This window comes from Streptomyces sp. NEAU-174, assembly GCF_052665095.1.
This window is the reverse complement of sequence record NZ_JBQTCE010000001.1, coordinates 782,761-799,681: the sequence shown is the minus strand read 5'-3', so window position 1 is coordinate 799,681 and position 16,921 is coordinate 782,761. Positions and strand designations below refer to the sequence as shown.

Genomic DNA, 16,921 nt, shown 5'->3' with positions numbered 1-16,921 from the left:
TCACGCGGCGGGAATCAGCGCATGGCGCTTCAGCGCTCGACCTCGCCCTTGATGAACTTCTCCACGTTCTCCCGCGCCTCGTTGTCGAAGTACTGCACCGGAGGCGACTTCATGAAGTACGAGGAGGCCGAGAGGATCGGGCCGCCGATGCCGCGGTCCTTGGCGATCTTCGCGGCGCGCAGCGCGTCGATGATGACACCCGCGGAGTTCGGGGAGTCCCACACCTCGAGCTTGTACTCCAGGTTCAGCGGGACATCGCCGAACGCGCGGCCCTCCAGGCGGACATACGCCCACTTGCGGTCGTCCAGCCAGGCCACGAAGTCCGAGGGGCCGATGTGAACGTTGTCGGCGCCCAGGTCGCGGTCGGGGATCTGGGAGGTGACGGCCTGGGTCTTGGAGATCTTCTTGGACTCCAGACGCTCCCGCTCGAGCATGTTCTTGAAGTCCATGTTGCCGCCGACGTTCAGCTGCATGGTGCGGTCCAGGATGACGCCCCGGTCCTCGAACAGCTTGGCCATCACGCGGTGCGTGATGGTCGCGCCGACCTGCGACTTGATGTCGTCACCGACGATCGGCACCCCGGCCTCGGTGAACTTGTCCGCCCACTCCTTGGTACCGGCGATGAAGACCGGGAGCGCGTTGACGAAGGCGACCTTCGCGTCGATGGCGCACTGGGCGTAGTACTTGGCGGCGTCCTCGGAGCCGACCGGGAGGTAGCAGACCAGAACGTCGACCTGCTTGTCCTTGAGGACCTGGACGACGTCGACCGGGGCCTCGTCGGACTCGTCGATGGTCTGGCGGTAGTACTTGCCGAGTCCGTCGAGCGTGTGGCCGCGCTGGACCGTGACACCGGCCGTCGGCACGTCGCAGATCTTGATGGTGTTGTTCTCGCTGGCGCCGATGGCGTCCGCGAGGTCCAGGCCGACCTTCTTCGCGTCCACGTCGAAGGCGGCCACGAACTCCACGTCCTTCACGTGGTAGTCGCCGAACTGCACGTGCATCAGACCCGGCACGCGGGTGTCCGGGTCGGCGTCCTTGTAGTACTCGACGCCCTGCACCAGCGAGGCGGCGCAGTTGCCCACACCGACGATGGCTACACGAACCGAACCCATTCCGGTTGCTCCCTGTGTGTACTGGACGAGGCCCCGCGGATGCCGGGCCTCACTTGGCGGTGTCATCGGACGGATCCGGCCGGGAACCACCCCGGTGCCGGGGCGGGCCGTCCGCATCTTCTGACTGGTCCTGCGGTGGCGGCCGGCCCTCGTCCCGCTCGGTCGTCCGGTCCTGCCCGGCGGTGCCGTCGCGCCGATCGCGCCCGGCCCGCTCGCTCTCGATCAGCTCGTTCAGCCAGCGCACCTCGCGCTCCACCGACTCCATCCCGTGCCGCTGGAGCTCGAGGGTGTAGTCGTCCAGGCGCTCGCGGGTGCGGGCCATGGCGGCGCGCATCTTGTCCAGGCGCTCCTCCAGGCGGCTGCGCCGCCCCTCCAGCACCCGCATCCGAACGTCTCGTGACGTCTGGCCGAAGAAGGCGAAGCGGACGCCGAAGTGCTCGTCCTCCCAGGCGTCCGGCCCGGTGTGGGTGAGCAGCTCCTCGAACCGCTCCTTTCCCGCGGCCGTGAGCCGGTAGACGATCTTCGCCCGGCGGCCGGAGAGAGGTGCCGCGAGAGCGTCCTGGGAGGTGCTGCCGGATTCCTCGATCAACCAGCCGTTGCCGACCAGCGTCTTGAGGCAGGGATAGAGGCTGCCGTAGCTGAACGCGCGGAACACCCCGAGTGAGGTGTTGAGCCGCTTCCGCAGCTCATATCCGTGCATCGGTGACTCGCGCAGCAGGCCGAGAACGGCGAACTCCAGGACGCCAGAGCGTCTGCTCATTCCCCGCCTCTCCTCTCCTCCGGCCCCGCTATGTCGAGCTGATGTATCGACTCGATACATCCAGACGATAGAACCCTGCTCGGGAAGGGACAAGAGGGACCACGGTGAACGCCGTCACATCACCAATTCGAGACACTCAATCTGACGGTTATGGAGCGAAGGTGGCGGCTGGGCGGGTTTTGACCGTGCGTACTCTGTTCGCCATGCAGACCTATGGGAACCAAGTGACGCCGCGATGCGTCCTCGTCCCGGATGCAGTGCGTCCGGTTGCCTGGTGCGACCGGATCGCACATTGGGGGGACCGGAAGCCATCTGCCGCTTTCAGGCGATAGCGCCTGCCCGAGGAGAAGTCGTTCCATGAGCGAGCACCGTCGCAAGCCGCCGCAACCCCAAGGCGGCGGACGAGCAGCGGCCCGGCGAGCCGGACAGCAGTCGTCCGGGCGCCGCGCAGCACCGACGCACAACGCCGCAGCCGGGTCGGACGCCACCCCGCAGGGGGAAGAGCGCCCTTACGGCGGCCGCGCGGCGGCCCGCCGTGCCGCCCAACGCAGTGGTGGCCGTAGACGAGGATCCGATCCGAGCGCGGCCGGCGCGGGCCCCGGCGGTCGCGGAGGCGGCCGGCGGGGGACCGGCGGCGGCCGTGGACGCGGTCCGGGGGGCGATGGGACCCCCGGCAAGAAACGCTTCATCGACTACCCGCGCAGCGGGCGGTCGGGCTTCCGGCGCTGGGTTCCGTCCTGGAGGCTGGTGACGGGCACCTTCATCTTCTTCTTCGCGGTGCTGCTCGGCGCCGTCGGCATAGGTCTGTGGCTGGTGGAGGTGCCGACCGCCCAGGCCGCGTCCCAGACCCAGAAGAACGTCTACTACTGGGCGGACGGCAAGCAGATGGTGGTCTCCGGCGGTGGTGACCTCAACCGCCAGATCGTCCCCCTCAGCAAGATCCCGAAGTCCATGCAGAACGCGGTGATCTCCGCGGAGAACGCCAGCTTCTACGACGACAGCGGCGTCGACCCGATGGGTATCGCCCGCGCGGTCGTCAACATGGCGAAGGGTGGAGCGACCCAGAGTGGTTCGACCATCACCCAGCAGTTCGTGAAGAACACCTACCTCGACCAGTCACAGACGCTCACGCGTAAGGTCAAGGAGCTGTTCATCTCCATAAAGGTGGGCGCGACCAAGGACAAGGACTACATCCTCGGGAGCTATCTGAACACCGCGTACTACGGACGCGGTGCCTACGGCTGCCAGGCGGCGGCGCGCGCCTACTTCGACCGGGACTGCTCGAAGCTGACGCCCAGCCAGAGCGCCTTCCTGGCCTCGACGCTCAACGGCCCCAACCTCTACGACCCCAACGGCGGCTATGGCGCCGCCGCCACCAAGGAGGCCAACACCAAGCGCGCCAAGCAGCGCTGGGAGTGGACCCTGCGGCGTGAGGTCGCCGTGCACAGGATGAGCAGGACCGAGGCCCAGAAGTGGATCGCCAAGGGCTTCCCGATGCCGCAGAACCCCAAGGTGGCCACGAACAAGCAGGGCCAGATCGGCTACCTCACCGACCTCGCCGACAACTACATCATCGCCAACACCGGCATCAGCAAGTCAAAACTGGACAAGGGTGGCTATCAGATCCACACCACCTTCGACCGGAAGAAGATCAGTGAGCTGACCCGGGCGGTCGAGAAGGTCTCCAAGGAGAACATCAAGCCGAAGCAGCGCGTCGAGGACAAGCACGTCCAGTTCGGCGGCGCCTCGGTGGAGCCCAAGACGGGCAAGATCCTGGCCATCTACGGCGGCAAGAACGCGCTGGAGCACTACCGCAACAACGCCGACTACACCGGTGTCCAGGTGGGCTCGACCTTCAAGCCCTTCGTGATGGCCGCCGCGATGACCAATGGCGCCCGCGATCCGAAGGGCCCACGGGACCAACCCGATTCCGAGCGCACCCTCGTCTCGCCGAGCAGTGTCTACAACGGCGACAACAAGGTGACCCTGCGGGACTACGACGGAACCGTCTGGCACGACAAGGACGGCAAGGAGTGGCACCAGCGGAACGACGGTGACGAGGACAAGGGCCCGATCAGCCTGCGCACCGCGATGCAGTATTCGGTGAACACCCCGTTCATCCAGCTGGGCATGGACGTCGGCACCGACAAGGTGCGGGACGCGGCCCTGGCCGCGGGCCTCAACAAGGAGCAGCTGTCGTCGATCACCCCGACGTTCTCGCTCGGCACCTCCGCACCCAGCGCCATCCGGCTCGCCGGGGCGTACGCCACCTTCGCGGCCAGCGGTCAGCAGGCCGAGCCGTACTCGGTGGAGCGGGTCGAGGACAAGAACGGCACCGTCTACGACCACAAGCAGGACGCCGAGGTCAAGCGGGCGTTCGACTCGAACGTGGCGAACAACGTCACCGACGTCCTGGAGAACGTGGTCCAGCGCGGCACCGGCACCTCGGCCAAGATCGGCCGTCCGGCCGCGGGCAAGACCGGAACCACCGACGAGAACAAGTCGGCCTGGTTCTCCGGCTACACCCCGCAGCTGTCCACGGCGATCGGCATGTGGCGGGTGGACGACCAGGCCAAGAGCCAGAAGTTCCTGTCCATGCGCGGTGTGGGCGGCCAGAAGACGATCCACGGTGCGTCGTTCCCGGCGGAGATCTGGGCCGACTACATGCGCGGTGCCCTGAAGGGCGTGCCCGTCAAGGACTTCCCAGCGGCCACTCCGATCGGCCAGAAGGTCTTCGGCGAGGACGCCAGCCCGAGCCCGACCCCGACGACGGACAAGCCGTCCGAGTCCCCGTCGGAGTCGCCTTCGGAATCTCCGTCGGAGTCCCCCTCGGAGTCGCCGTCCGGCAGCCCGACCCCGACCGGCACCTGTGACCCGCTGGACCTGAACTGCAACGACAACGGCGGTAACGGCAACGGCGGCAACCAGAACGGCGGCGCGAACGGCGGTCCGGGAGGTCCGTCCACGTCGCCGACCACGGAGGACCCGGGTGACCCCGGTGGCATATTCGGCGGCCCGACCGGGGGCCGCAGGGAGGAATAGCCGGCGGTCCCGTACGACCCGTTCACCCCTCGTCGGCCGCGCCGGAGCGAACCCGCTCCGGCGCGGCCGACGCCGTTCCAGGCCCTGGACGGCTCTCTGCGCCTCTGGTACGCCTCCCCCCGCCTCAGGGCCCGGCCGGGCGTCCGCGGCGCGCTCAGCGGCCGCTGAGGCGGTCCTGACTCCTCCGGAGTGGCTCGTACGGCAGGATGGGGGCCATGAGCGTGCGCGAGGACCCACAGGCCCAGCCCGTCAGGCCGACCGCCGAGGACCCGGTGGCCGCGTCCGGCAGCGAGCTGATCGGTGGGCCGACCGGGCGCCGGGCCCTGCTCGGCACGAGCTGGTGGACCCCGGTGCGGATCGTGGCGATCATCGCCATCGGCATGTTCGCCCTGGGCATGGTGCAGAAGCTGCCGTGCTACGACGGAGGCTGGTTCTACGGGGCCACCGCCCAGTACACCCACGCCTGCTACTCCGACATACCGCACCTCTACAACGGCCGCGGCTTCGCCCTCGATCTCGTCCCGTACTTCAACCGGATACCGGACAACGTCTCGGGCGGGATGCAGTACCTGGAGTATCCGGTCCTCACCGGCCTCTTCATGGAGGTCGCCTCCTGGATGACCCCGCACGGCGGCTCCATCCAGGACCGCGAGCAGATCTACTGGCTGGTCAACGCGGGCATGCTCATGGTCTGCACCGCGGTCATCGCGGTCTGTGTGGCCCGTACGCACCGCCGCCGCCCCTGGGACGCGCTGCTGGTCGCCCTCGCCCCGGCCTTCGCGCTCACGGCCACCATCAACTGGGACCTGTTCGCCGTCGCCCTTACGGCCGCCGCCCTGCTGATGTGGTCCCGCAGCCGGCCGCTGGCCGCCGGTGTGCTGCTGGGGCTCGCGACGGCCGCCAAGCTCTATCCCGGGCTGCTGCTCGGCGCGCTGCTGGTGCTCTGCCTGCGGGCGGGGCGGCTGCGGGCCTTCTGGACGGCCGCGGGCGGGGCTCTTGCCGCCTGGCTCGTGGTGAACCTGCCCGTGATGGTCAGCACGCAGGGCGGTGTGCACATCCGCGAAGGCTGGAAGACGTTCTACACCTTCAGCCAGGAGCGCCCGGTGGACTTCGGCTCCGTGTGGCTGATCATCTCCCAGCGCACCGGGAACTCCCTGGAGGACGTCAATACCTACGGGACCGTGCTGATGGCCCTGGCCTGCCTCGGGGTGGCGGTGCTCGCCCTGTGCGCCCCGCGCCGTCCGCGCCTGGCCCAGCTGTCCTTTCTGATCGTCGCGGCGTTCGTGCTCACCAACAAGGTCTACTCACCGCAGTACGTGCTGTGGCTGATCCCGCTGGCCGCACTGGCCAGGCCGCGCTGGCGGGACTTCCTGGTCTGGCAGGCGTGCGAGGTCATGTACTTCCTGGGGATCTGGATGTACCTCGCGTACACGGGCAGCGGCGACCAGCACCGGGGGCTGCCCGCGGAGGGCTATCAGCTGGCGATCGCCGTGCATCTGCTGGGGACGCTGTATCTGTGCGCCCTGATCATCCGGGACGCGCTGGTGCCGGAGCGGGACCCGGTGCGCCGGGACGGGTCGGACGACCCCGGAGGAGGCGTGCTGGACCGGGCCCCGGACGCGTTCGTGCTGGGAGAGGCGCGGCGCGCGTCCCGGTACGAGGGCGCGGCGCTGGTGGACTGGGGCGTCCACCGGGAGTGAGCCCCGGGCCGGAACCTCTCCCGGCGGTGCGGAGCCCCTCCCGGAGGCGTGGGGTCAGCGGTCGAAAAGCCGGTCGAACTGCGTCGTGGTGTGCCGCAGATGCGCCACCAGCTCATCCCCCACCTGGGGCGCCTGGACATCGCTGGGCACGAACAGAATGGACACCTGCATATGCGGCGGCTCGGCGAACCACCGCTGCTTGCCCGCCCACACGAACGGCGAGAGATTGCGGTTGACGGTCGCCAGACCGGCGCGGGCGACCCCCTTCGCGCGGGGCATCACCCCGTGCAGCGCCTTGGGCGCCTCCAGGCCGACGCCGTGGGAGGTGCCGCCCGCGACCACGACCAGATGGCCGTCGGAGGCGGCCTTCTGCTGGCGGTAGCCGAAGCGGTCGCCCTTCGAGACCCGGGTGACGTCGAGCACCGAGCCCCGGTACTCCGTCGAGTCATGATCGCCCAGCCACAGCCGGGTGCCGATCCGCGCCCGGAAGCGGGTCTGCGGGAACTGCTGCTGAAGCCGGGCCAGTTCCTCGGCCTTGAGGTGGCTGACGAACATGGTGTGCAGCGGCAGCCGCGCCGCCCGCAGCCGGTCCATCCAGGCGATGACCTCCTCGACCGCGTCCAGGCCGTCGGTGCGGTCGAGCGGGAGGTGGATGGCGAACCCCTCCAGCCGGACGTTCTCTATCGCGGCGTGCAGCTTGGGCAGGTCCTCCTCGGTGACGCCGTGCCGCTTCATGCTGCTCATGACCTCGATGACCACGCGCGCGTTCACCAGGCCGTAGACGCCGTCGACCGACGAGACCGAACGGATCACCCGGTCCGGCAGCGGCACCGGCTCCTCACCGCGGCGGAAGGGGGTGAGGACGAGCAGGTCACCGCTGAAGAAGTCCTTCATCCGGGCGGCCTCGTACGTGGTTCCGACCGCGAGGATGTCGCTGCCGAAGCGGGCGGCTTCCTCGGCCAGCCGCTCATGGCCGAAGCCGTAGCCGTTGCCTTTGCAGACCGGGACTATCCCCGGGAACTGCTGGATCACCGTTTGCTGATGCGCCCGCCAGCGAGCGGTGTCGACGTAGAGGGTGAGCGCCATTGACCGGTCCCGGAACCTTTCTCGTAGCCGCGGTGTATTGGAGGTATGGGAGACAGCGAATCGTGGTCAGCGGCGCGACATGTAGATGTCGAGCGCCTTGTGCAGGAGCTTGTTGAGCGGGAAGTCCCACTCGCCGAGGTATTCGGCAGCCTGCCCGCCGGTGCCCACCTTGAACTGGATCAGGCCGAAGAGATGGTCCGTCTCATCGAGGGAGTCGCTGATGCCGCGCAGGTCATAAACGGTCGCGCCCAGTGCGTAGGCGTCGCGGAGCATCCGCCACTGCATCGCGTTCGAGGGCCGGACCTCGCGCTTGTGGTTGGCGGAGGCGCCGTAGGAGTACCAGACATGGCCGCCGACGATCAGCATCGTGGCGGCGGCCACGGCCTCGTTCTCGTGCATCGCGAAGTACAGCCGCATCCGGTTGGGGTCCTCGGTGTTGAGGGCCGTCCACATGCGCTGGAAGTAGCTGAGCGGGCGGGGCCGGAAGTGGTCGCGCTCCGCGGTGATCTCATAGAGCCGCTGCCACTCGGCAAGATGCTCGTAGCCGCCCTGGACGACCTCGACACCGGCCTTCTCGGCCTTCTTGATGTTGCGGCGCCACAGCTGGTTGAAGCCCTTGTGGACATCCTCCAGGGAGCGGTTCTCCAGCGGCACCTGGAAGACGTACCGCGGCTGGACGTCACCGAAGCCGGCCCCGCCGTCCTCGCCCTGCTGCCAGCCCATGCGCCGCAGCCGCTCGGCCACCTCGAAGGCGCGCGGCTCGATAAAGGTGGCCTCGACATCGCGCAGCCGCTTGACGTCGGGGTTCTGGATGCCGGACTTGATCGCGGCGGAATCCCAGCGGCGGATGATGACCGGCGGGCCCATCTTCACGGAGAAGGCGCCCTGCTGCTTCAGATGCGCGAGCATCGGGCGCAGCCAGTCCTCGAGGTTGGGGGCGTACCAGTTGATGACCGGGCCCTCGGGGAGATAGGCGAGATAGCGCTTGATCTTGGGCAGCTGACGGTAGAGGACGAGACCGGCGCCGACGAGCTGACCCGTGGCGTCGAACCAGCCGAGGTTCTCCGAGCGCCACTCCGACTTGACGTCAGCCCATGCAGGCACCTGCATGTGGCTTGCCGCCGGCAGGCTCTGGATGTACGCCAGATGCTGCTCTCGGCTGATCGTCCTCAGGGTCAGGCTCATGTGGGGCGCTCCTCGGCAGGTTTGTCCCCAGGGTCGGGGCTCCGGCTCTCGCGCCGAAGCCTACTGCGACCGGGACACGCCCCGTTCGGGCCCGGGGAGAACCGGGCTCCGCGCGGGCTCAGCCCAGCACGCCGCCGAAGAGCCCGCCATGTGCCATGCCGAGATAGAAGCCGACCGCGGCTGCACCGAGCCCGATGATCAGCAGGAACCGCTCACCGGTGGTCACCGACCTCAGCTGGCCCCAGGCCCCGCTGATCATCCCGATCAGTCCGACCCAGGAGCTGACCAGGTGGAGGTGGGGGAAATGAGCCGTGACAAAGGCGATCACGCCGATCACCACGGTCGCCACGGCGACCGTGTTCTCTACGGGATGCGACTTGCCGTCGGTGTCCAGGAAGGTGAACAAGCCGTGGTGGGATCGTGCTGCCTGTGCCATGGGGCACCTCCAGGTAGGCACATAGAGCAAGGCGGCGAAGTGTTACGCCGCTCACACCCGATGTGTACAGATTGCGGGCCAAGACGCCCGGATTTCAAGCGGGCGGCAGGAGCCGGGTACTGTGTACCGTCCGCGGTGGTGTCTGTACTGACGCCGAAGCGGATACGCATCACGACCCTCCTGCCACGGAACGACCGTGGCCGCTGAGTCCAAAGGAGGTGGGTTCCACATGCGTCACTACGAGGTGATGGTCATCCTCGACCCCGATCTCGAGGAGCGCGCTGTCTCCCCGCTGATCGAGAACTTCCTTTCCGTCGTCCGTGAGGGCAACGGCAAGGTCGAGAAGGTCGACACCTGGGGCCGTCGTCGTCTCTCGTACGAGATCAAGAAGAAGCCCGAGGGCATCTACTCGGTCATCGACTTGCAGGCCGAGCCCGCGGTCGTCAAGGAGCTCGACCGCCAGCTGAACCTGAACGAGTCGGTCCTCCGGACCAAGGTCCTCCGTCCCGAGACCCACTGACCGCATAAGCGTTCAGCGGTCATCGGGGCCGAATCGCAACGAGTAGCAAGCAGCCCAGCAGTACCCGCCGAGAGGTTCCCCCAATGGCAGGCGAGACCGTCATTACGGTCGTCGGCAATCTCGTCGACGACCCCGAGCTGCGTTTCACCCCGTCCGGTGCGGCGGTCGCGAAGTTCCGCGTCGCGTCCACTCCCCGTACCTTCGACCGGCAGACCAACGAGTGGAAGGACGGCGAGAGCCTCTTCCTCACGTGCTCGGTGTGGCGGCAGGCCGCGGAGAACGTGGCCGAGTCCCTTCAGCGCGGCATGCGCGTCATCGTGCAGGGCCGTCTGAAGCAGCGGTCCTATGAGGACCGCGAGGGGATCAAGCGCACGGTCTATGAGCTGGATGTCGACGAGGTCGGCGCCAGCCTGCGCAACGCCACAGCCAAGGTCACCAAGACCACCGGTCGCGGTGGTCAGGGTGGTTACGGCGGCGGTGGCGGTGGTGGCCAGGGCGGTGGTGGCTGGGGCGGTGGCCCCAGCGGCGGCGGCCAGCAGCAGGGCGGCGGCGCTCCGGCCGACGACCCGTGGGCGACCGGCGCTCCGGCCGGCGGCCAGGGCGGCGGTGGTGGTGGCTGGGGCGGCGGCTCCGGCAACTCCGGGGGCTACTCGGACGAGCCGCCCTTCTAGGCCCGAGGCGTTGTTTCACGTGAAACAGCGCGCGGTCTGGTCAGGGCGACCAGCACACACTTCTTGATCACACTGGAGAGAGACAATGGCGAAGCCGCCTGCTCGCAAGCCTAAGAAGAAGGTTTGCGTGTTCTGCAAGGAGAAGATCTCCTACGTCGACTACAAGGACACGAACCTGCTGCGGAAGTTCATCTCCGACCGCGGCAAGATCCGTGCCCGCCGGGTCACCGGCAACTGCACCCAGCACCAGCGTGACGTCGCCACGGCCGTGAAGAACAGCCGTGAGATGGCGCTGCTGCCCTACACCTCCACCGCGCGATAAGGGAAGGGGACTGACTCATGAAGATCATCCTCACCCACGAGGTCTCCGGCCTCGGCACTGCCGGTGACGTCGTGGACGTCAAGGACGGTTACGCCCGTAACTACCTGGTCCCGCGTGGTCTGGCGCTCCGCTGGACCAAGGGCGGCGAGAAGGACGTCGAGCAGATCCGCCGCGGTCGTCGCATCCGCGAGATCGCCACGATCGAGCAGGCCAACGAGGTCAAGGCTCAGCTCGAGGGCGTCAAGGTGCGCCTGAAGACCCGTGCCGGCGACGCCGGTCGGCTGTTCGGCTCCGTCACCCCGGCCGACATCGCTTCGGCGATCAAGGACGCGGGTGGCCCGGAGGTGGACAAGCGTCGCATCGAGGTGCAGTCCCCGATCAAGACCCTGGGCGCGCACCAGGTCTCGGTCCGGCTGCACGCCGAGGTTGCCGCCAAGGTCGGCGTCGAGGTCATCGCCGCCTGACGACGGCCGTGACGGTCGCCGCAGGCACCGTGCACAGTGCACCGGAGGGCCGCACCCCTGTGGGGGGTGCGGCCCTCCGCCATGTCGGCCCTCCGCCGGTCGGCTTTCCGTCGTGTCGGTCTTCCGCTGGTCGGCCTTCCGTCGCGTTGCCCTCCCCCGCGCCGGGGGTCGGCCGGGCGGACGTGGGCTCAGCCTCGTACCGCGCCGGTGACGATCCAGCGGCCGGAGCGGGTGCGCAGCCACAGGGTCGCCATCCGGACCGACATCATCAGCGCCATGGTGCACCACAGCGCGGTCAGGCCCCCGCCGAGCGAGGGCACCAGCAGCGCCACCGGGGCGAAGACGGCCAGGGTGGCGATCATCGCCCAGGCCAGATACGGCCCGTCGCCCGCGCCCATCAGCACGCCGTCGAGGACGAAGACCACGCCCGAGACCGGCTGGATGAGGGCCGTGACCAGCAGGGCGGGCAGCAGGGCGTCCCGTACCGCGGAATCGGTGGTGAACAGGGGAATGAACAGCGGCCGGGAGGCGACCACCAGCAGGCCCAGCGCCACGCCCGAGGCGATGCCCCACCGCACCATGCGACGGCAGGCGGCCTGGGCCCCCTCCTCGTCGCCGGCGCCCAGATAGCGTCCGATGATCGCCTGTCCCGCGATGGCGATGGCGTCCAGGGCGAACGCCAGCAGGCTCCACAGGGTGAGCACGATCTGATGGGCGGCGATATCGGTGTCGCCGAGGCGGGCCGCCACGGCCGTCGCGATCAGCATCACGGCGCGCAGCGAGAGCGTACGGATCAGCAGCGGTGCCCCGGCATGGGCGCAGGCCCTGATCCCCGCGGCATCGGGCCGCAGCGAGGTGCCATGGCGCCGCGCGCCCCGGATGACCACGGCGAGGTAGACGGCGGCCATGGCGTTCTGGGCGATCACCGTGCCCCAGGCCGAGCCCGCGATGCCGAGCCCGGCCCCGTAGACCAGGGTGGCGTTCAGCGCGGCGTTGGCGCCGAAGCCGCCGATGGCGACGTACAGCGGGGTGCGGGTGTCCTGGAGGCCGCGCAGCACACCGGTGGCGGCGAGCACCACCAGCATCGCGGGGATGCCGAGGGTGCTGATCCGCAGATAGGTGATGGCGTAGGGCGCGGCGGTGTCCGAGGCGCCGAAGAGGTCGACCAGGCCGGGGGCGGTGGGAAGGGCCACGGCGATGACGGCGGCGCCGAGCAGCAGGGCCAGCCAGATGCCGTCCATGCCCTGCCGTATCGCCCCGGCGAGGTCGCCCGCGCCGACCCGGCGGGCCACCGCCGCGGTGGTGGCGTAGGCGAGGAAGACGAAGATGTTGACCGCGGTGGTGAGGAGGGCCGCGGCGACGCCCAGACCGGCCAGCTGGGCGGTGCCCAGATGGCCGACGACGGCACTGTCGACCATGACGAAGAGGGGTTCCGCCACGAGTGCGCCGAAGGCGGGAAGCGCGAGTGCGATGATCTCGCGGTCGTGGTGGCGCGGGGTGTTCCGCACGCTCGTGGGGGCCTGTGTCATGAAGGCAATGTAATCGTCCACAGGTAAGAGACACAAGCTGCTGCTGGTCCTTACAAGGCGGCGCGCGGGACGATCTTCTCTGCGCCCTTTGTCGTGATCTTGCGCTGGGGGCGGAAGTTTTTCTTCTGCACAGCCACTGGATAGAGAAACCGCAGGTCAGGCGTGGATTCTCAAGGTGATTGTGTGTTTGTCCACAGCACTGTCCCCCGGCCCGTGCACAGGTTCGCGCGACTTACCCACAGGATGGATCCCATCATCCACATGCCCTGTGGATAACCAAGTTGGCTGGCGGTCCAGACGGGCCTAACGTGGTCCGGCGCCCGCCACTCGATCCGGCCCTGGAAACCCCAGACTTCGATGCGCCGTGTCCGGAAAGCCGGCCGCTCAGTTGTGTCATAGCCGTGCCGTAAGAAGGACGGGCACGGCGAGGTTCGCTTCGCGGACGGGAGGAGGTGGCGGGGTGAGCGTGCCCGAGCCCATGGACGACCCATGGGCGGACTCCGGCCCGTCCGACCGGTTCCCGTCCCCCCGCTTCCGCCGCGGTGAGGGCGGCGGCCGGGGCCGCGACGGCCAGGATCGCGACGGGGGCGGTGGCTCCCCCTGGGAGGGCTCCGGCTTCGAGCGCGTTCCGCCCCAGGACCTCGACGCCGAGCAGTCCGTCCTCGGCGGCATGCTGCTCTCCAAGGACGCCATCGCCGATGTGGTGGAGGTCCTCAAGGGCAATGACTTCTACCGGCCCGCCCATGAGACCGTCTACCAGGCCATCCTGGACCTCTATGCCAAGGGCGAGCCGGCCGACCCGATCACCGTCGCCGCCGAGCTGACCAAGCGCGGCGAGATCGCCCGGGTCGGCGGCGCCTCCTATCTCCACACCCTCGTTCAGTCGGTCCCCACCGCCGCCAACGCGGAGTACTACGCGGAGATCGTCCACGAGCGCGCCGTGCTGCGCCGCCTCGTCGAGGCCGGCACCCGCATCACCCAGATGGGATACGCGGCGGACGGGGACGTCGATGAGATCGTCAACAACGCCCAGGCCGAGATCTACGCCGTCACCGAGCAGCGCACCAGCGAGGACTACCTGCCGCTCGGCGACATCATGGAGGGCGCGCTCGACGAGATCGAGGCGATCGGCTCGCGCAGCGGACAGATGTCCGGCGTGCCCACTGGCTTCACCGACCTGGACTCGCTGACGAACGGGCTGCACCCGGGCCAGATGATCGTCATCGCCGCCCGCCCCGCGATGGGCAAGTCCACCCTGGCCCTCGACTTCGCGCGCGCCTGCTCCATCAAGCACGCCATGCCGAGCGTCATCTTCTCCCTGGAGATGGGCCGCAACGAGATCGCCATGCGTCTGCTCTCCGCCGAGGCCCGAGTGGCGCTCCACCACATGCGCTCCGGCAGCATGACCGACGAGGACTGGACCCGGCTGGCCCGCCGGATGCCGGACGTCTCCCAGGCCCCGCTCTACATCGACGACTCCCCGAACCTGTCGATGATGGAGATCCGCGCCAAGTGCCGCCGCCTCAAGCAGCGCAACGACCTCCAACTGGTCGTCATCGACTACCTCCAGCTGATGCAGTCCGGCGGCGCCCGGCGCCCCGAGAGCCGTCAGCAGGAGGTCTCGGACATGTCGCGAAACCTGAAGCTGCTGGCCAAGGAGCTGGAAGTGCCGGTCATCGCGCTCTCCCAGCTCAACCGAGGCCCCGAGCAGCGCACGGACAAGAAGCCGATGGTCTCGGACCTCCGAGAGAGTGGATCCATCGAGCAGGACGCCGACATGGTCATCCTGCTCCACCGCGAGGACGCCTACGAGAAGGAGTCGCCGCGCGCGGGCGAGGCGGACCTGATCGTGGCCAAGCACCGTAACGGCCCGACGGCCACGATCACGGTCGCCTTCCAGGGCCACTACTCCCGCTTCGTGGACATGGCCCAGACCTGACAGCCGCTGCTGTGGGGTCTCAAATCCAGCCTCATCATCGCGACTTCCCGAGCACGTCAGGCTCCACCAGAGGACTCGGTGTACGCGTTCCAGATTCCGGTTACGGCGGTTTCGCGGACATATTCCGTGAAGTCGCGGGGCGGTCGGCCGAGAATTCGCGCGCAGCGCCGCTTTCAAGCGAGCCCGTGGGATGAGTCCGCAGCGCTATCGCGCCCACGCCCGCGATCGTCCTTGACGTCGGAACGTGGCTGCCCGGCCCGCGCTTTGCTGTTCTCGCAAAGAAGTTTGTCAGGTTGCCCCGGGGCGGGGGAGGTTGGTGGGTATGGACAGACAGTTCTGGGACGACATGTACGGCAGTCGTGATCAGCTCTTCAGCGGCGGGCCCAACGGGGTGCTCGTCAGTGAGGTCGCCGAGCTGTCGCCTGGGCAGGCGCTCGATGTGGGGTGCGGGGAGGGCGGCGACGCGATCTGGCTGGCTCGGCGGGGGTGGCAGGTGACCGCGGTGGACATCTCCCGGGTCGCCCTGGAGCGCGCCGCCGCGGCGGGCGCGGACCTCGCGGGCCGGGTGGCGTGGACGCGGGCCGATCTGACCAGCAGGCGGCCCCCGGCCGCGGCGTTCGACCTGGTGTCGGTCCAGTACTTTCCGCTCAGGCGCCGGCCGGATCACGCCGCGCTGCGTGGGCTGCTGGACGCCGTCGCGCCCGGGGGCACGCTGCTGTTCGCCACGCATGACCTCGCCGATCTGAGCCCGCGCCCGGAGCAGGACTTCGACCCCCGGGACTACTACCAGCCCGACGACATCGCGGGAGTGCTCGACGACGACTGGGCGGTTGTGGTCAACGAGACCCGTCCACGCACCGCTCCCGCCCCCGCCGGCACCCACCACACCCATGACACCGTGCTGCGAGCGCGACGGCTGCGATGAGCGGCGGCCGGGTCGCGGTGGCGGTTGGCGGTGGCCGGGGCCGGTCAGGGCTGGAGCTGGTGGCCCAGGGCCGTCGCCTTCTCCACGCGCCGGGCGAGGACCTCCTCATGACGGTCCGCCATCTGCCGCAGCGCGTCCTTGCGGTCGCGCTTGGAGAGCCGGTCGATGTAGAGGTGCCCCGAGAGATGGTCCGCCTCGTGCTGTAGACACCGGGCGAAGTAGCCGGTGCCCTCGATCACCAGCGGGTTGCCGTCCTTGTCGACGCCGCGGACCACGGTGCGGTCGGTGCGCGGTACGTCCATCCGCGCGCCCGGTACGGACAGACAGCCCTCGGTCTCCTCGATGAGCTGCCGGTGGGCCGGGTCGGGCTGGTCCAGGACGGGGTTGATGATGTGGCCGATGTGCCGTACGCCGTGGTCGTCCGGGCAGTCGTAGACGAACAGCCGCAGATCGACGTCGACCTGATTGGCGGCCAGCCCGGCGCCCTCCGCGATGTACATGGTGAGGAACATGTCGTCGATGAGGGCGCTCAGCTCGGGCGTGCCGAACTCGGTCACCTCGCGGCAGGAGCGGCGCAGCACCTCCTCACCGACCTCGGTGATCCGGCGCGGGGAGCCGCGCTCGGCCTCGGGAGACAGCGCCGGATAGGAGTCGACGGGTTTTCCCTGCACCAGGACGCGCACCGCTGACCTCACCACTTCCGCCCCCACTGCCCACCGCCCGATGGCCGCTCACGGCCGCTGAGGCCGCCCCCGCTTATGGTCATGTCCGGCCAACGTAGCAGGGGCGGTTCGGCCGCGGCTCCGGTGCGCGTCAGATCGCGTCAGGTACGGGGGCAGGACACGGGGTCAGAGCGCTTCGCCGAGCTCCTCCAGCAGCCGCCGCTTGCTGCGGGCCCCGACCAGCGACCGCACCGGCTCGCCCGACCGGAACAGCATCAGGGTCGGCATCGAGAGCACCCCGTACGCGTTGGTGGTGGACGGGTTCTCGTCCACGTCCAGGGACACCACCTTCAGCCGGTGGCCCTCCTCCTGGGCGATCTCCGCCAGCACCGGCGCGATCATCCGGCACGGGGGGCACCACGAGGCGGTGAACTTCACCAGCACCGGCAGCTCGGCCGCCAGCACCTCCTCGGCGAAGGTGGCGTCCGTGACCGTGGCCACTCCCCCGGTGTGTGTCAGTGCCATGTCATATCTCCCTTGGCGTCTTGGTCGTGCGTGTGGAGCTGTC

The 16,921-nt window shown here is 68.9% G+C and carries 16 protein-coding genes; 8 read left to right on the top strand and 8 right to left on the bottom strand.

Going from position 1 to position 16,921, the window contains the following annotated elements:
* Window positions 1-29: 29 nt before the first annotated feature.
* Window positions 30-1,112, bottom strand: coding sequence for an inositol-3-phosphate synthase (locus ACT2CW_RS03400; RefSeq protein ID WP_037954631.1), 1,083 nt, complete (start codon window positions 1,110-1,112; stop codon window positions 30-32).
* 49 nt (window positions 1,113-1,161) lie between these two features.
* On the bottom strand, window positions 1,162-1,872 hold the full coding sequence (locus ACT2CW_RS03395) for a PadR family transcriptional regulator (protein ID WP_086879295.1): 711 nt from the start codon (window positions 1,870-1,872) through the stop codon (window positions 1,162-1,164).
* Between the two features lie 357 nt (window positions 1,873-2,229).
* Between ACT2CW_RS03395 and ACT2CW_RS03390 the strand changes: the two genes are divergently transcribed.
* Entirely contained in the window at window positions 2,230-4,914 is a 2,685-nt protein-coding gene (locus ACT2CW_RS03390; RefSeq protein WP_445515435.1) for a transglycosylase domain-containing protein, read from the top strand.
* Between the two features lie 215 nt (window positions 4,915-5,129).
* Window positions 5,130-6,614, top strand: a complete 1,485-nt coding sequence (locus ACT2CW_RS03385; RefSeq protein WP_445515434.1) for a glycosyltransferase family 87 protein — start codon at window positions 5,130-5,132, stop codon at window positions 6,612-6,614.
* Between the two features lie 54 nt (window positions 6,615-6,668).
* On the opposite strand, the gene ACT2CW_RS03380 is transcribed toward ACT2CW_RS03385, so the two are convergent.
* The 3 genes from ACT2CW_RS03380 to ACT2CW_RS03370 form a co-directional block, all read right to left on the bottom strand.
* Complete coding sequence (locus ACT2CW_RS03380) at window positions 6,669-7,700, bottom strand: alanine racemase (RefSeq protein ID WP_164435752.1); 1,032 nt, start codon at window positions 7,698-7,700, stop codon at window positions 6,669-6,671.
* Window positions 7,701-7,766: 66 nt separating this feature from the next.
* Window positions 7,767-8,885, bottom strand: a complete 1,119-nt coding sequence (locus tag ACT2CW_RS03375) for a lipid II:glycine glycyltransferase FemX (RefSeq protein WP_037954643.1) — start codon at window positions 8,883-8,885, stop codon at window positions 7,767-7,769.
* A 118-nt stretch (window positions 8,886-9,003) separates the two neighbouring features.
* Window positions 9,004-9,321 (bottom strand): hypothetical protein, encoded by a 318-nt coding sequence (locus ACT2CW_RS03370; RefSeq protein WP_164435762.1) that lies wholly within the window; start codon window positions 9,319-9,321, stop codon window positions 9,004-9,006.
* A gap of 229 nt (window positions 9,322-9,550) precedes the next feature.
* Here ACT2CW_RS03370 and rpsF point away from each other — a divergent pair, with 229 nt between their 5' ends.
* The 4 genes from rpsF to rplI all read left to right on the top strand — a co-directional run bounded on the left by rpsF (window position 9,551) and on the right by rplI (window position 11,298).
* Window positions 9,551-9,841 carry a 30S ribosomal protein S6 gene (gene rpsF, locus ACT2CW_RS03365; RefSeq protein WP_030827724.1) on the top strand — a complete coding sequence of 97 codons (291 nt, stop codon included), beginning with the start codon at window positions 9,551-9,553 and terminating at the stop codon, window positions 9,839-9,841.
* An 83-nt stretch (window positions 9,842-9,924) separates the two neighbouring features.
* The gene (locus ACT2CW_RS03360) at window positions 9,925-10,512 is read left to right on the top strand and encodes a single-stranded DNA-binding protein (RefSeq protein ID WP_037954647.1); all 588 of its coding nucleotides are present in this window, start codon (window positions 9,925-9,927) and stop codon (window positions 10,510-10,512) included.
* Between the two features lie 85 nt (window positions 10,513-10,597).
* Entirely contained in the window at window positions 10,598-10,834 is a 237-nt protein-coding gene (gene rpsR, locus ACT2CW_RS03355; RefSeq protein ID WP_003978893.1) for a 30S ribosomal protein S18, read from the top strand.
* A 17-nt stretch (window positions 10,835-10,851) separates the two neighbouring features.
* A complete protein-coding gene (rplI, locus tag ACT2CW_RS03350; protein WP_037954649.1) occupies window positions 10,852-11,298 on the top strand; it encodes a 50S ribosomal protein L9 in 447 nt (148 codons plus the stop codon).
* Between the two features lie 188 nt (window positions 11,299-11,486).
* Here rplI and ACT2CW_RS03345 read toward each other — a convergent pair whose 3' ends face one another.
* Entirely contained in the window at window positions 11,487-12,827 is a 1,341-nt protein-coding gene (locus ACT2CW_RS03345) for an MATE family efflux transporter (protein ID WP_445515433.1), read from the bottom strand.
* A 460-nt stretch (window positions 12,828-13,287) separates the two neighbouring features.
* On the opposite strand from ACT2CW_RS03345, the gene dnaB reads away from it, so the two are divergent.
* Window positions 13,288-14,766 carry a replicative DNA helicase gene (gene dnaB, locus ACT2CW_RS03340; protein WP_037954653.1) on the top strand — a complete coding sequence of 493 codons (1,479 nt, stop codon included), beginning with the start codon at window positions 13,288-13,290 and terminating at the stop codon, window positions 14,764-14,766.
* 322 nt (window positions 14,767-15,088) lie between these two features.
* Window positions 15,089-15,691 (top strand): class I SAM-dependent methyltransferase, encoded by a 603-nt coding sequence (locus ACT2CW_RS03335; RefSeq protein ID WP_164435767.1) that lies wholly within the window; start codon window positions 15,089-15,091, stop codon window positions 15,689-15,691.
* Window positions 15,692-15,735: 44 nt separating this feature from the next.
* Here ACT2CW_RS03335 and def read toward each other — a convergent pair whose 3' ends face one another.
* A complete protein-coding gene (gene def, locus ACT2CW_RS03330) occupies window positions 15,736-16,374 on the bottom strand; it encodes a peptide deformylase (RefSeq protein WP_445515432.1) in 639 nt (212 codons plus the stop codon).
* A 165-nt stretch (window positions 16,375-16,539) separates the two neighbouring features.
* Window positions 16,540-16,878 carry a thioredoxin gene (gene trxA, locus ACT2CW_RS03325; RefSeq protein WP_445515431.1) on the bottom strand — a complete coding sequence of 113 codons (339 nt, stop codon included), beginning with the start codon at window positions 16,876-16,878 and terminating at the stop codon, window positions 16,540-16,542.
* Window positions 16,879-16,921: the final 43 nt, after the last annotated feature.